Annotated in this window: 15 protein-coding genes; 10 read left to right on the forward strand and 5 right to left on the reverse strand. The window is 70.9% G+C overall.

What is annotated here, in order from left to right:
- Positions 1-111: 111 nt before the first annotated feature.
- Positions 112-588: an ATP-binding protein gene (locus AB0M62_RS12410; protein ID WP_366074107.1), complete on the reverse strand. Its 477-nt coding sequence runs from the start codon at positions 586-588 to the stop codon at positions 112-114.
- 283 nt (positions 589-871) lie between these two features.
- Entirely contained in the window at positions 872-1,828 is a 957-nt protein-coding gene (locus AB0M62_RS12415; RefSeq protein WP_366074108.1) for a hypothetical protein, read from the reverse strand.
- 76 nt (positions 1,829-1,904) lie between these two features.
- Between AB0M62_RS12415 and dapE the strand changes: the two genes are divergently transcribed.
- Together dapE and AB0M62_RS12425 are read left to right on the forward strand one after the other, a co-directional pair.
- Positions 1,905-2,984: a succinyl-diaminopimelate desuccinylase gene (gene dapE, locus AB0M62_RS12420; RefSeq protein ID WP_366074109.1), complete on the forward strand. Its 1,080-nt coding sequence runs from the start codon at positions 1,905-1,907 to the stop codon at positions 2,982-2,984.
- Positions 2,985-3,053: 69 nt separating this feature from the next.
- Positions 3,054-3,806 carry a TIGR00730 family Rossman fold protein gene (locus AB0M62_RS12425; protein WP_366074231.1) on the forward strand — a complete coding sequence of 251 codons (753 nt, stop codon included), beginning with the start codon at positions 3,054-3,056 and terminating at the stop codon, positions 3,804-3,806.
- A gap of 64 nt (positions 3,807-3,870) precedes the next feature.
- Here the strand turns inward: AB0M62_RS12425 and folP are convergent, their stop codons facing one another.
- Complete coding sequence (folP, locus tag AB0M62_RS12430; protein ID WP_366074110.1) at positions 3,871-4,731, reverse strand: dihydropteroate synthase; 861 nt, start codon at positions 4,729-4,731, stop codon at positions 3,871-3,873.
- A 102-nt stretch (positions 4,732-4,833) separates the two neighbouring features.
- On the opposite strand from folP, the gene AB0M62_RS12435 reads away from it, so the two are divergent.
- Together AB0M62_RS12435 and AB0M62_RS12440 are read left to right on the forward strand one after the other, a co-directional pair.
- Positions 4,834-5,187, forward strand: a complete 354-nt coding sequence (locus AB0M62_RS12435; protein ID WP_366074111.1) for a DivIVA domain-containing protein — start codon at positions 4,834-4,836, stop codon at positions 5,185-5,187.
- A complete protein-coding gene (locus AB0M62_RS12440) occupies positions 5,184-5,768 on the forward strand; it encodes a DNA-3-methyladenine glycosylase I (protein WP_366074112.1) in 585 nt (194 codons plus the stop codon). The genes AB0M62_RS12435 and AB0M62_RS12440 overlap by 4 nt, the downstream gene beginning before the upstream one ends.
- Before the next feature lie 118 nt (positions 5,769-5,886).
- Here AB0M62_RS12440 and AB0M62_RS12445 read toward each other — a convergent pair whose 3' ends face one another.
- Positions 5,887-6,687, reverse strand: coding sequence for an enoyl-CoA hydratase-related protein (locus AB0M62_RS12445; RefSeq protein ID WP_366074113.1), 801 nt, complete (start codon positions 6,685-6,687; stop codon positions 5,887-5,889).
- A 316-nt stretch (positions 6,688-7,003) separates the two neighbouring features.
- On the opposite strand from AB0M62_RS12445, the gene AB0M62_RS12450 reads away from it, so the two are divergent.
- Positions 7,004-7,171, forward strand: a complete 168-nt coding sequence (locus AB0M62_RS12450; protein WP_003966491.1) for a DUF3117 domain-containing protein — start codon at positions 7,004-7,006, stop codon at positions 7,169-7,171.
- Between the two features lie 145 nt (positions 7,172-7,316).
- Here AB0M62_RS12450 and AB0M62_RS12455 read toward each other — a convergent pair whose 3' ends face one another.
- The gene (locus AB0M62_RS12455) at positions 7,317-7,979 is read right to left on the reverse strand and encodes an O-methyltransferase (protein WP_366074114.1); all 663 of its coding nucleotides are present in this window, start codon (positions 7,977-7,979) and stop codon (positions 7,317-7,319) included.
- A gap of 162 nt (positions 7,980-8,141) precedes the next feature.
- On the opposite strand from AB0M62_RS12455, the gene sigE reads away from it, so the two are divergent.
- The 5 genes from sigE (at position 8,142) to AB0M62_RS12480 (ending at position 12,953) form a co-directional block, all read left to right on the forward strand.
- On the forward strand, positions 8,142-8,921 hold the full coding sequence (gene sigE, locus AB0M62_RS12460; protein ID WP_366074115.1) for an RNA polymerase sigma factor SigE: 780 nt from the start codon (positions 8,142-8,144) through the stop codon (positions 8,919-8,921).
- Positions 8,918-9,832, forward strand: a complete 915-nt coding sequence (locus tag AB0M62_RS12465) for a zf-HC2 domain-containing protein (protein WP_366074116.1) — start codon at positions 8,918-8,920, stop codon at positions 9,830-9,832. Before sigE ends, AB0M62_RS12465 begins: the two co-directional genes overlap by 4 nt.
- Before the next feature lie 105 nt (positions 9,833-9,937).
- A complete protein-coding gene (locus AB0M62_RS12470; protein WP_366074117.1) occupies positions 9,938-11,590 on the forward strand; it encodes a trypsin-like peptidase domain-containing protein in 1,653 nt (550 codons plus the stop codon).
- Positions 11,591-11,718: 128 nt separating this feature from the next.
- Entirely contained in the window at positions 11,719-12,180 is a 462-nt protein-coding gene (locus tag AB0M62_RS12475) for a sec-independent translocase (RefSeq protein WP_366074118.1), read from the forward strand.
- 116 nt (positions 12,181-12,296) lie between these two features.
- Positions 12,297-12,953, forward strand: coding sequence for a hypothetical protein (locus tag AB0M62_RS12480; RefSeq protein ID WP_366074119.1), 657 nt, complete (start codon positions 12,297-12,299; stop codon positions 12,951-12,953).
- Positions 12,954-13,020 lie beyond the last annotated feature (67 nt).

Genomic DNA, 13,020 nt, shown 5'->3' on the forward strand with positions numbered 1-13,020 from the left:
GCCGGCAGGTTCCGGACGTTCGAAGGGGCCCGGGGAGTTCGTGCTCCCCGGGCCCCTTCGTGTACCCGCACCGCGCGCGGGACGGGGGCTTCCGGCCCCCTGGGCGATGCTCTAGCCGAGCGGCAGTGCCGGCAGCGTTTCGGCGCCAGGGATGCCGCTGTCGCTCACGCCGGCCAGGCTGCCCTGGGAGGCCAGCGAGCCGAGGCTGTCGGTCGGCAGACCACCTTCCGTGGCGGTGCCGGCGGTCTGACCGACAAGGCCGGCTGCGCTGCCCGCGGCCTGACCGGTGGCCGACTGTGCGGCAGGAGTGGCGGTTCCGACGATCTTGCCGCCGGTCTGGCCGGCGGCCGGAACGGCGGTCTGGACGGCCTTGCCGCCGGCCTCACCGGCGAGCCCGGTGGCCTGCTGGGCGGTGCCGTCGACCGTGCTGCTGACGCTCGCGGCGTCCACGGCGGTCAGCCCACCCAGGTCGGGGGCGGCGGGGAGGCCCGCGGCGCTTGCCGAGCCGGCCGCGCCGACCACGGGTGCCGCACCCGCTGCGATCAGCAGTGCGGCACGAGCGATCCGGCGGGTCAGGGGGAGGGACATGAGGCTCCTTAGACGGGAGACGACGTTGACTACGCAGTGACAACCGTTCCGGGGGAGGGGGAAGTTGCGGTGAATCAAGGTAAAGAGTTGGTAATGCGTCGCATTATCGGTTCCGGTTAAAAACGGACAAAGGGTTGTCACCTCTTCGTCCTGCGGAATCGTCACATCCCTTTGATCGCAAGGGCTTTTCGGAATGCGTGCGAAGCGCGGAAAAAGGCTCCGGTCATAGGGTTTCGGGGGTGCCGAAAACCACCGGACCAACCCCGGCGAGTGAGCGTCCGTACTAGTGCGCGATGACGATCCGGACCTCGTCCGAACCGGCCGTCTGTGCCGAATCTGCCGCCTCGCGCCATTCGTCCCCGGCATCCCCGGCGGCCCATTCGCGGTCGGCGAAAGAGACCCGCTCGATGCGCAGCGCGGCGGAATGGGCCACCGCCCAGTGGGCCAGCTCCCAGCCCCGCTGTTCGGGGGCGCCCCCGCCCGCGGCCCGGTCGGAGGTGCGCACCGGCACGCTGATCGTGGGGCCCTTGCCGCCCGACGTGGCGGACGCGCCGGCCTTCCCGGTCCCGGGCAGCGTCCCCGGCCCGAAGGTCCGCACCAGCTCCGCCCGCACCTTGGCCGGGTCACCCGGCGTGCCGTCATCGGGTGCGGCGGTGCAGGTGAGGGTCGCCGCACTCCGGCCGGTGAGGGCGCCGGACAGCAGCGCCGCGTCCGGCTCGTGCTTGGCGTAGGCCTGTGGGAAACCGCTGAGCTGCACGCGCTGCGCGGCGACCGTCAGCGGCAGGCGTGAGTATCCGGGCACTTCGGCCAGCCGGTCGTAGAAGATCCCGGCGGAGTACACCGGGTCCATGATCTGCTTCGGCGTTCCCCAGCCCTGCGACGGGCGCTGCTGGAAGAGGCCGAGCGAGTCCCGGTCGCCATGGTCGAGGTTGCGCAGCCCCGACTCCTGCAGCGCGGTCGCCAGCGCGATGGTCACCGCCCGCTCCGGCATCCCGCGGGTCGTACCGACGGCGGAGATCGTCGCCGCGTTCGCCGCCTGAGCGGGGCTGAACTCGTACGCCGCCCCGCCACCACTGTCGGCCGCGCGGACGGTGCAGCGGGGAGCTCCCCGGCCACCGCCGCTCACGTACTGGACCACCAGATAGCCGGCGAGGGCGAGCAGCACGACACCGGCCGCCGCGATTCGGAAGAGGCGGCCACGACGACGGACACGCGGGGTCTGCTCGGACACGCAGCCCACCGTACTGGAGTCCGGTCCGGGGTCCGCAGACCGGACTCCAGGGCTCCTGCGGAGGCACGGGCGCTAGGGTCGGCGTATGCCCCAAACCGCACTTGACCTCACTCTGGACGCCGCAGAGCTGACCGCCCGTCTCATCGACTTCCCGTCCGTGAGCGGTGACGAGAAGGCTCTTGCCGACGCGATCGAGGAGGCGCTCCGCACCCTCCCGCATCTCACCGTCGACCGGTACGGCAACAACGTCGTGGCCCGTACCCGGCTGGGGCGCGCCGAACGGGTCGTGCTGGCGGGCCACATCGACACCGTCCCGATCGCCGGCAACGTCCCGTCCCGGCTGGACGACGACGGCTTCCTGTGGGGCTGCGGCACGAGCGACATGAAGTCCGGCGTGGCCGTGCAGCTGCGCATCGCGGCCACCGTCCCCGAGCCGAACCGCGACCTCACCTTCGTCTTCTACGACAACGAAGAGGTCGCCGCACACCTCAACGGTCTGGGTCATGTGGCGGAGGCCCACCCCGACTGGCTCACCGGCGATTTCGCCGTCCTGCTGGAGCCGTCCAACGGACAGGTCGAAGGGGGCTGCCAGGGAACTCTGCGGGTCGTGCTGCGCACGGCGGGGGAGCGGGCCCACTCCGGACGCAGCTGGATGGGGTCGAACGCGATCCACGCCGCCGCACCCATCCTGGCGCGGCTCGCCGAGTACGAACCCCGGCTGCCGGTGATCGACGGGCTCGAGTACCACGAGGGCCTCAATGCGGTACGGATCGAGGGCGGGGTCGCCAACAACGTCATCCCCGACGTCTGCACGGTCACGGTCAACTTCCGGTACGCACCGGACCGCAGCGAGGAGGATGCCCTCGCCCACGTCCGCGAGGTCTTCGAGGGATGCGGAGTGGAGGAGTTCATCGTCGACGACCACTCGGGCGCGGCCCTTCCCGGGCTCTCGCACCCGGCCGCCATGGCGTTCATGGAGGCCGTCGGGGGCAAGCCCATGCCCAAGTTCGGCTGGACGGATGTCTCGCGCTTCAGCGCGCTCGGCGTACCCGCGGTGAACTACGGGCCCGGCGACCCGGTCCTGGCGCACAAGCGTGACGAGCGGGTCGAGACCAGGTGGATCACGCACTGCGAGGAGCGACTCCGCGCCTGGCTGACCTCCTGAATTCCCCTGTATGTCACCCGGGTGCGCCTACGCTGAACCGGCAACGATCTGTAGCGGAGGGAGCACATGATGGGCAACCCTGAGGGCGACCGGCACAAGCCGGAGGAAAAGCGCCTGGGCCCGGTCCTGCGACGGCGCGAACAGGTCCAGAAGAGCACCACCGACCAGCGCCTGCTGGACTCCGAGGGCCCCTCCGAGTGGGTGCACACCGACCCCTGGCGGGTTCTGCGCATCCAGTCGGAGTTCATCGAGGGCTTCGGCACGCTCGCCGAACTGCCGCCCGCGATCAGTGTGTTCGGCTCGGCCAGGACACCGCCGGGCACTCCCGAGTACGAAGCCGGGGAGCGACTCGGCCGGGCGCTCGTCGAGGCCGGCTTCGCGGTCATCACGGGCGGTGGTCCCGGTGCGATGGAGGCGGCGAACAAGGGCGCCCGGGAGGCGAAGGGCATCTCGGTGGGGCTGGGCATCGAGCTGCCGTTCGAGCAGGGACTCAACCAGCACGTCGACATCGGCGTGAACTTCCGCTACTTCTTCGTCCGCAAGACGATGTTCGTGAAGTACGCGCACGGCTTCGTGGTTCTGCCCGGCGGACTGGGCACCCTGGACGAGCTGTTCGAGGCCCTCACCCTGGTCCAGACCCAGAAGGTCACCCGCTTCCCGATCGTGCTCTTCGGTACGGAGTACTGGAGCGGCCTCGTCGACTGGCTGCGTGACACGGTGATCGCGCAGGGCAAGGCGTCCGAGCACGATCTGCTGCTCTTCCATGTCACGGACGACGTCGAAGAGGCGATCTCCCTCGTCACCAAGGAGGTCGCCAAGTAGGGGCAGGGGATGTCCTCCGGATCAGGCCGGGCGTTGCCGGCCGGCCTGATCCGAGCGGGACCACCTAGCCCAGGCCCCGGCGGCCCGTCGCCGGTGGCCGGTGGCCCGCGATGGACGCCACCATCTCCAGCACCTGCCGGGTTTCTGCGACCTCGTGCACGCGGTAGACCTGGGCACCGAGCCAGGCCGACACCGCGGTGGTCGCGAGCGTGCCGATGAGCCGCTCCTTGACCGGCTTGTCCAGGGTCTCGCCCACGAAGTCCTTGTTGGACAGCGAGACCAGCACCGGCCAGCCCGTCGCCGTCATCTCACCCAGCCGCCGGGTCGCCTCCAGCGAATGGCGCGTGTTCTTCCCGAAGTCGTGTCCCGGGTCGATCATGATCGCGTCGCGCCGCACGCCCAGCTCGACGGCCCGCTCGGCCAGCCCGAGGGTGACCCGCAGGATGTCGGCCATCACGTCCTCGTACGCGATCCGGTGAGGCCGGGTCCGCGGCTCCGCGCCACCCGCGTGCGTACAGACAAGGCCCACTCCGTACCGGGCCGCGACCTCTGCCAGCTTCGGGTCGGCCCCGCCCCACGCGTCGTTGAGCAGATCCGCCCCCGCCTCGCACACCGCCGCGGCCACGTCGTGGCGCCAGGTGTCGACGCTGATCACCACATCCGGGTAGCGCTTGCGCACCTCGGCCACGAAGCCGACGGTGCGGCGTGCCTCCTCCTGGGCGCTGACCTCCTCGCCGGGGCCGGCCTTGACCCCGCCGATGTCGATGACGGCGGCGCCCTCGGAGACCGCCTGCTCGACGCGGTCGAGTGCGGGCTCCTCCCGGAAAGTCGCGCCGCGGTCGTAGAAGGAGTCCGGCGTCCGGTTCACGATCGCCATGATCACCGGCTCGTGCGCGTCGAACTCGCGCGTGCCCAGGCGCAGCATCCGAAGTTTCCTCCTCGTATCGGTCGGTGCGACCTTAGCTGTCGGACTGCCGGCGGCGCATGGCACGATCGTGGCCGGACAGTTTTTGCGTGCGCTGGGGAGATGATCGTGTTCTGGTTCTTGCTGATCGCGCTGGTCGTGGTCGTCGCCGCGGTCACGCTCGCCGTCGTAGGCGGCGGGGAGGAAGCCGTGCTTCCCGAGGCCCCGCCCGAGCAGGTAACGGACCCCCTCCCGGCGACCCGCCCGGTGTCCCGTTCCGACATCGAGGCGCTGCGGCTGCCGGTGACCGCCCGCGGCTACCGGATGGCCGACGTCGACGACGTGCTCGGCCGCCTCGGCGCGGAACTCGCCGAACGGGACGCCCGTATCGCGGAGCTCGAGGTGGCGCTGGCCGGCGCACGGGCCGCGGCCTCGGGGCGCCCCGACCTCTTCAAGGGCGACGAGCGGCAGTCATGACGAGCGCGGCAGTGGCCGGCCCGGACGGCGGACTCCGCTGCCCCTGGGCATTGTCCACCGAGGACTACATCGCGTACCACGACGCCGAATGGGGACGCCCTGTCCACGGGGACGACGCCCTGTACGAGCGGCTGTGCCTGGAGGCATTCCAGTCCGGCCTGTCCTGGCTGACGATCTTGCGCCGCCGGGACGGCTTCCGCGCCGCCTTCGCCGACTTCAAGATCGCTGCGGTCGCGGACTTCACCGACGAGGACGCCGGGCGGCTGCTGGCCGACCCGGGCATCATCCGCAACCGTGCCAAGATCGCGGCCACCCTCGCCAACGCCAAGGTCCTCGCGCAGTGGCAGCCGGGCGAGCTGGACACACTGATCTGGTCGTACGCCCCCGACCGCGCCGCCCGCCCGGCCCCGCGCACGATCACGGACGTGCCGGCGGTCACCCCGGAGTCGACGGCGCTGGCCAAGGAGCTGAAGAAGCGCGGCGTCCGGTTCATCGGCCCGACGACGGCGTACGCCCTGATACAGGCGTGCGGCCTGGTGGACGACCACCTGGCGGACTGTGTGGCACGCGGCGGCGTCTGAGGGCGTGTTCTCCGGTCCCGTCGGACCTGACACGGCCCGGAGCCCCGCCGTCGGGCGGGCCCGGCGGCGGGGTTCGTACCGGCGGGGCTTGTAGCGGCGCGGTCCGGGCAGGGCCTGCCTAGCGGCCCAGGTAACGCGGCTTGGCCTTGTCCAGGAACGCCTGCACCGCGATCGCATGGTCCTCCGACGAACCCGCCCGGGTCTGGAGGTCGTCCTCCTTGTCGAGGGTGTCGCTGAGCGAGTGCCCCGCCCCGTACGCCAGTGACTCCTTGATCGCCGCGTAGGCGGCTGTCGGCCCCTCGGCCAGGGTGCGGGCCACGGCCGCCGCTTCCTCGGCCAGATCCGCTTCGGGGACGAGCTTGTTGGCGATACCCAACTCGTACGCCTGCTGCGCGGAGATCGAGCGCGGGAAGAGGAGCAGGTCCGCCGCCCGGCTCTGGCCGATCAGGCGGGGAAGAGTCCAGGACACGCCCGAGTCGGCGGTGAGGGCGACGCCCGCGAACGAGGTGTTGAAGCCGGCGGTCTCGGCCACGACACGATAGTCCGCTGCCAGCGCGAAACCGAAGCCCGCACCGGCGGCGACGCCGTTGATCCCGGCGACGACGGGCTTGGGCATCTGCGTGAGCGCCCGGACGATGGGGTTGTAGTGCTCGCGCACGGTGCTCATCGTGTTTCCGCTGCCCGACTCCCGGTCCGCGGCGAGCGAGCCGATGTGCTCCTTGAGGTCCTGGCCGACACAGAACGCGCGACCGGTGGCGGTCAGCAGCACGGCCCGTACGGCCGGATCGGCCGCGGCGGCCTGGACCGAGTCCCGCAGGGCGACCTTCGCCTCCGTGTTCATCGCGTTCATGGCCTCGGGACGATTGATCGTGATCGTCGCAAGGCCGTCGGTCACTTCGTAGAGCACGGTGTCGGCCATGGCAGGGGTCCCCTCCGTCGCGGCTCGGCCAGCTATCGGTACTGACCGGTACAGGGCCAGCATGGCGGAGATCGCGGACGCCGCACATGTGACCTGCGTCAAAGAAGGAAGCGCCGCCGTGCCGGGCGAGGCGGCGAAGTATCGCAGGCGGAACGCCGAAATGAGTGGTTTTGGGGAAGCGCGTTGCGCAAGCGATGCAGACCGATGTTGGTCATCGGGTCCTGCGATGCGGGATAATGACCTGGAAGCAATGTGTTCGATGCCGGTGACACCTGGGTTGTCGGCCGATGAGCTGGTTTCAGGAAGGGGAACGAGCATGGCGGCCATGAAGCCGCGGACGGGCGACGGCCCGCTCGAGGTGACCAAGGAGGGGCGGGGCATCGTCATGCGCGTTCCGCTCGAAGGCGGCGGTCGGCTCGTCGTCGAGCTGACTCCGGACGAGGCCGACGCCCTTGGCGACGCTCTGAAGAAGGTCGTCGGCTGACGCGCAGGCACCACACGGTTCTCCACTGCCCCGGCGGCTCACACCACCGGGGCAGTGGTGTGTCCGGGTGCGAGGGCGGGTGCGGGTCCCGTTCGGCGCGCGGGGCCGCCGTCGTCCCACCTGATCGGTCGGCGTCGGGCGGCGTTCAGCGTCTGACGGCGCAGAGCAGGCCGTCGCCCACCGGCAGCAGTGCGGGCTGCAGTTCCTGGCTCTCGCGCACCGCCCGAAGCAGTTCGCGCAGGCGTACCACCTCGGGGGGATGGGCTGCCGAATCGACCGTACGGCCGTCGGCGAAGACGCCTTCGAAGCACACCAGACCCCCAGGTCGCAGCAGGCGCAACGATTCAGCGAGGTAGTCCAGGCTCTCCATGCGGTCGCCGTCGCAGAAGACGAGGTCGTAGCCGCCGTCGGCGAGGCGCGGGAGTACGTCGAGAGCGCGTCCCGGGATGAAGCGCGCCCGGTTCGCGGCGAAACCGGCCGCGCGGAAGGCCTCGCGGGCGAACTGCTGGCGCTCGGGTTCGAGGTCGACCGTGGTCAGCACTCCGTCGGCGCGCATGCCGTGCAGGAGATGGATACCGGAGACTCCGGTGCCGGTACCGATTTCGGCCACCGCCTTGGCGTCCGTGGTGGCAGCGAGAAGGGCCAGCGCGGCGCCGGTGCCGGGGGACACCGGACGCAGGCCGGCTTCCCGGGCCCGGTCCCGGGCCCAGTGCAGGGCGTCGTCCTCGGCGACAAAGGCGTCGGCGAACGCCCAGCCTGTCTGCCGGTTGCCGGTAATGACCCTCTCCTGTCCCCGTAGTTGGCGCAACGGTGACTGTATCCGTTGCCCACGGGAACCCGCGGATGGGACCAGGCGTTATGAAGGGGCGAGGGGGATCCGATGGGTCGAGCCGATCGTGACGGTCAGGAAACACTGCGCGGTCAAAATTCGCGCAAACAAGCTTATCCGGAGCTAACGGGGCAGGTGGCTATGGTAGGGGCTCCACTGGACACCACCAGAGCCGATAGGGGAGGTGCGGCTGCGCCTGTGGATCGGGGAGGAGTGCTGAAGCGCTTTCTCAGGTCGTCGGGTGAGCCGAAATCCGTGACCGACATTGCTGACCGTTCTCGTACCGCAGACTCCGCACCCACCGCGACCTTCGCCGCAGATGCGGAATCGCAGGCGTGGACGCCTCCCTCGTGGGAGGACATCGTCAGCACGCACAGTGCCCGGGTCTACCGCCTCGCCTATCGCCTGACCGGTAACCAGCACGACGCCGAAGATCTCACGCAGGAGGTCTTCGTCCGGGTGTTCCGGTCCCTGTCCACGTACACGCCGGGCACCTTCGAGGGCTGGCTGCACCGCATCACCACCAACCTCTTCCTGGACATGGTGCGCCGCAAGCAGCGCATCCGCTTCGACGCGCTCGGCGACGACGCCGCGGAGCGACTGCCGAGTCGTGAGCCGAACCCGCAGCAAGTCCTGCACGACACCCACTTCGACGCGGATGTGCAGCAGGCGCTGGACACCCTCGCGCCCGAGTTCCGTGCTGCAGTCGTGCTCTGCGACATCGAAGGACTCTCGTACGAGGAGATCGCGGCCACCCTGGGCGTCAAGCTCGGTACCGTGCGCAGCCGGATCCACCGCGGCCGTTCGCACCTCCGCAAGGCGCTGCAGCACCGCTCGCCCGAGGCCCGCGCCGAGCAGCGCGCGCTGGCGGGTGTCGCCCTGGGCAGCCCCGTGCCGCTGGGAGAGGGCGGAGCCGCGTGAGTGGATTCAGCCCGACACCCGCCGAACAGCACCTGGGGGACCGGCTCGCTGCCCTCGTGGACGGCGAACTCGGACATGACGCCCGCGAGCGGGTCCTCGCACACCTCGCGACGTGCACGAAGTGCAAGGCCGAGGCCGACGCCCAGCGCCGGCTGAAGACGTTGTTCGTGGAGACCGCACCGCCACCGCCCTCCGAAGGGCTTCTCGCACGCCTCCAGGGATTGCCCGGGGGTGGCGACGACGACGGTCGGGGCAGACCGTTCGGCGGCGGGTCCTTCGGCAACGGAGTCTTCGGAGTGAGCGCGGAACAGCCGGGGCCCCTTGGCCCCCTCGGCTATGTGCCGGGGGGCAGCCATGCCACGGTGCCGCCCGAGCGCGGCTTCCGTATTCACGATGTCGGGGGCCGGGAGGCCGACCGGCAGGCTTGGCGCGGGCGCAGATTCGCGTTCGCCGCGGCGGGTGCCGTCTCGCTTGCCGCGATCGCTCTCGGTGGTGCCCTGCCGCTGGACGCGACGGTCGAGCCTCGTGCCCGCGGTGAGAACGGCGCCCACATCACCCCCCTGCGTGCGACGGCGACGCCGTCCACGTCCCGCGGAGCCACCGGTCCGGCCCGCCGCCAGGGCGGGGCGGCCGGAATCCAGGACGTTTCCGAGGCGGGGGAGATCGGTCCTCTCGGCTCCACACTCCCGCCGGCGTTCGTGGCACCCGTCGCGTTTCCCACGGCCACGGGTCCTCTCGTGCCATTGGCTCCGCCCTTCGCGGCCGCTGTGACCGGTTCCACGGGATCCCCGCTGATACGACCGGCCGGCCAAACCGGTACCACGAAGGCGAAGGCCCAGGCCCCGGCGGTGCCTCCCATGCCGACCCGCCTCACCGCGCACCCGGGTCTTCAGGCGTACACCGGGCGCTGACCGGCCACTGCGCGGGTCTCGCCAAACCTGGTTGAATCCGGGGAGGGGTGTTCCCCCGGCCTTTCGGACCGGGGGACGCGGATACCAGGACGTTGCGGGGAGAACATGGACGAGGGCAAGCCCACCGGGCTCAGGGCGAAGTGGTGGAGCCGGCCCCGGACGGGCGGGATCCCGGGCGATCCGGCTGCGGCTCCCTCTCCGGCGCCGACCGTCCCTCCGGTGCCGAGCGCGTCGCCGTCACCGGACCGTTCGGAGCAGTCGGGCCTCATGGACGACGCCTCCCAGCGGGAGGTGGTCACCGAAGTGCTGCCGCCGGTCGATGTCGCCCCAGCGGCACAGCCCGCTCCACGTCCGCAGCCTCTGCACGCCCCCGACCCGTACGGCACCCCGCCGTACGGAGGCCCGGGGCCCTGGGCGCCCGCCCCTCCCGTGCAGCGCCCGGTGCCGACGCCCGCGCACGGCACGCCCGTACCGCCTCCGGCCTTCACGGGGACCCCTGGCCCCCAGCACCGGGCCGCCCAGCACACGGCCGCCCAGCACGCGGCTCCGCCGCAGCCGCAGCACCAGCCACGGCCGCAGTGGGGTCAGTACGACCCGTGGGGCGCCCCCCTGCAGTTGTCCGACGGCGGCGAGACCGCCCGTCCGAAGAAGCCCCGCCGCGGCGGTCTGTTCGCCGGCGCGCTGCTGCTGTCCCTTGTCGCCGGCGGCATCGGCGGCGGCATCGGCGCGTACGTCGAGCGCAACGGCGGCGTCACGACGGTCGAGCTGCCGCAGGCGGGCCGGGAGAGCGGGGACCGCGCGCCGGACAGCGTCGCCGGAATCGCCGCGAGCGCCCTGCCGAGCGTGGTCACCCTGCACGTCCAGGGAGGCGGTTCGCAGGGCACCGGTACCGGCTTCGTCCTGGACAGCCGTGGCCACATCCTCACCAACAACCACGTGGTGGAGTCCGCGTCCTCCTCCGGGGGGATAACGGTGACCTTCAGCGGCGGCGAGACCGCCAAGGCCGAGATCGTCGGCCGGGACAGCGGATACGACCTGGCGGTGGTCAAGGTCACCGGCGTCTCCGGGCTGAAGCCCCTGCCCCTGGGCAACTCCGACAATGTGCGGGTCGGTGACCCGGTCGTGGCCATCGGCGCCCCCTTCGACCTGTCGAACACCGTCACCTCCGGCATCATCAGCGCCAAGGAGCGGCCCATCACCGCGGGCGGCGAGAAGGGCGACGGCAGCGACATCAGCTATGTCGACGCCCTGCAGACCGACGCTCCCATCAATCCCGGGAATTCGGGCGGGCCGTTGGTCGACTCCAAGGCCCGCGTGATCGGTATCAACAGTGCGATCCGGGCCGCCGACGACGGATCGGACCTGGCCGACGGCCAGGCCGGCAGCATCGGCCTCGGCTTCGCCATCCCCATCAACCAGGGCAAGAGGGTGGCCGAGGAGCTGATCAGCACCGGCAAGGCCACCCACCCGGTCATCGGCGTCACGCTCGACATGCAGTACACGGGCGACGGTGCTCGCGTGGGCAGGCGGAACAACGACGGCAAGCCCCCGGTCACCGTGGGCGGACCTGGCGACAAGGCCGGTATCGAGCCGCAGGACATCATCACCAAGGTCGACGGCCAGCGGGTGCACAGCGGTGAAGAGCTCATCGTCAAAATCCGCGCCCACCGCCCGGGCGACCGGCTGGAGCTGACCGTGGTCAGGGACGGCCGGGACCGGACCATCGAGGTCGTCCTCGGTTCCGCGAACGGCACGTGACGGACACGTGAAGGTACCGCCCGGACAGGTGCGGCGGGTACCGTGGACCGGGCCCGGACCTGTCACCCGCCTCCGGTGCGGAGACCGGAAACCGACCTGCGGGACGCGGAAATCCAAGGAGCAGCTAGGTGTTCAATGACATAGGCGCACTCGAGCTGGTGACGCTCGTGGTCCTCGCCGTGCTCGTCTTCGGCCCCGACAAGCTGCCCAAGGTCATCCAGGACGTCTCGCGCTTCGTCCGCAAGATCCGTGAGTTCTCGGAGAGCGCGAAGCACGACATCCGGTCGGAACTCGGTCCGGAGTTCAAGGACTTCGAATTCGAGGACCTCAATCCCAAGACGTTCGTCCGCAAGCAGCTCATGGACAACGACGATCTGGGCCTGAACGAGATCCGTAACGGCTTCGACCTCAGGAAGGAAATGGCCGAGGTCTCGGACGCGGTCCAGGGCAAGGACTCCGCGACCGCCCTCGGCCCTGCGCCGAACGGGCCGTCGCCCGCACCCGTCGCAGGCGGCGCCCCCGACCTGCTGAAGAAGCCCGGACAGCAAGCCCCGGCCGACCGTCCGCCCTTCGACGCAGACGCCACCTGAGTCACATCTTCCCGTTGTGCCGGAGTGAGGTGGCTATCCTCCATCTGTCCGGAACAAGGACGCCCGAGGGGGGCGGGCCGGTCCGGGCCCTGTGAACAAGGAGGCGGCCGGAACAGATGGAGACGACGAGTCGGGTAGGAACGCAGGCGCAGGGAACGCCCGGTCCGGGAGGAGTGCAGGCGGCCCGGCGTACGGTCGGCGGCTATCTGGCGGCGGGCTTCCCCTGGTACGGGCTGGACGAGGCGTTCACCGGCCCGCGCTGGCTGATGCAGGTGGGCGTCGCCGCGGACGGCACGGTGGAGCACGGTTCCACGGGCCACGGAGACGAGCCGCTGGTACGCGGTGAGGCGAGCCAGGACAAGCACCGCTTCGCGGTCGTGGTGACCGTCGCGAGCAGCCCGGTGCGGCGCAGCGGAGACGGTACCGGCGTGCTCGAGGCCACCTCGGTCTCCTCGGCGGCCTGGCTGGCCGGCTCCGGTCTGCTGGCTTTCACCTGGCCGGGGCAGATGGACCACTCACTGCGCGACGACTGGCTGGACCAGCAGACCGAGACGGCCTGGGAACTGGCGGACGACCTCAGCGGGCCGGACTGGTCGATGCTGTCGCTGCCGGTGGACGGCGTGCCCACGCCCTTCCACTACCGCGAGTCCGAGTTCGGCTGGGTGCTGGCGGGCTCGCCGGCCGGGGGCGTGCACATCGGCGCCTACGGGCGCGGCATGAGCGCGTACGGTCTGGGCTTCTCAGTGGTCAGGGACATCACCACGTACGAGTGATGAGACAGGCGAAAGGGGCGGCACCCGCCGGGTGCCGCCCCTTCCTGGGACTCGAGCCGCTGACCAG

The sequence above is a fragment of the Streptomyces sp. NPDC051219 genome, from assembly GCF_040682335.1.
In the GTDB taxonomy this organism is placed as follows: domain Bacteria; phylum Actinomycetota; class Actinomycetes; order Streptomycetales; family Streptomycetaceae; genus Streptomyces.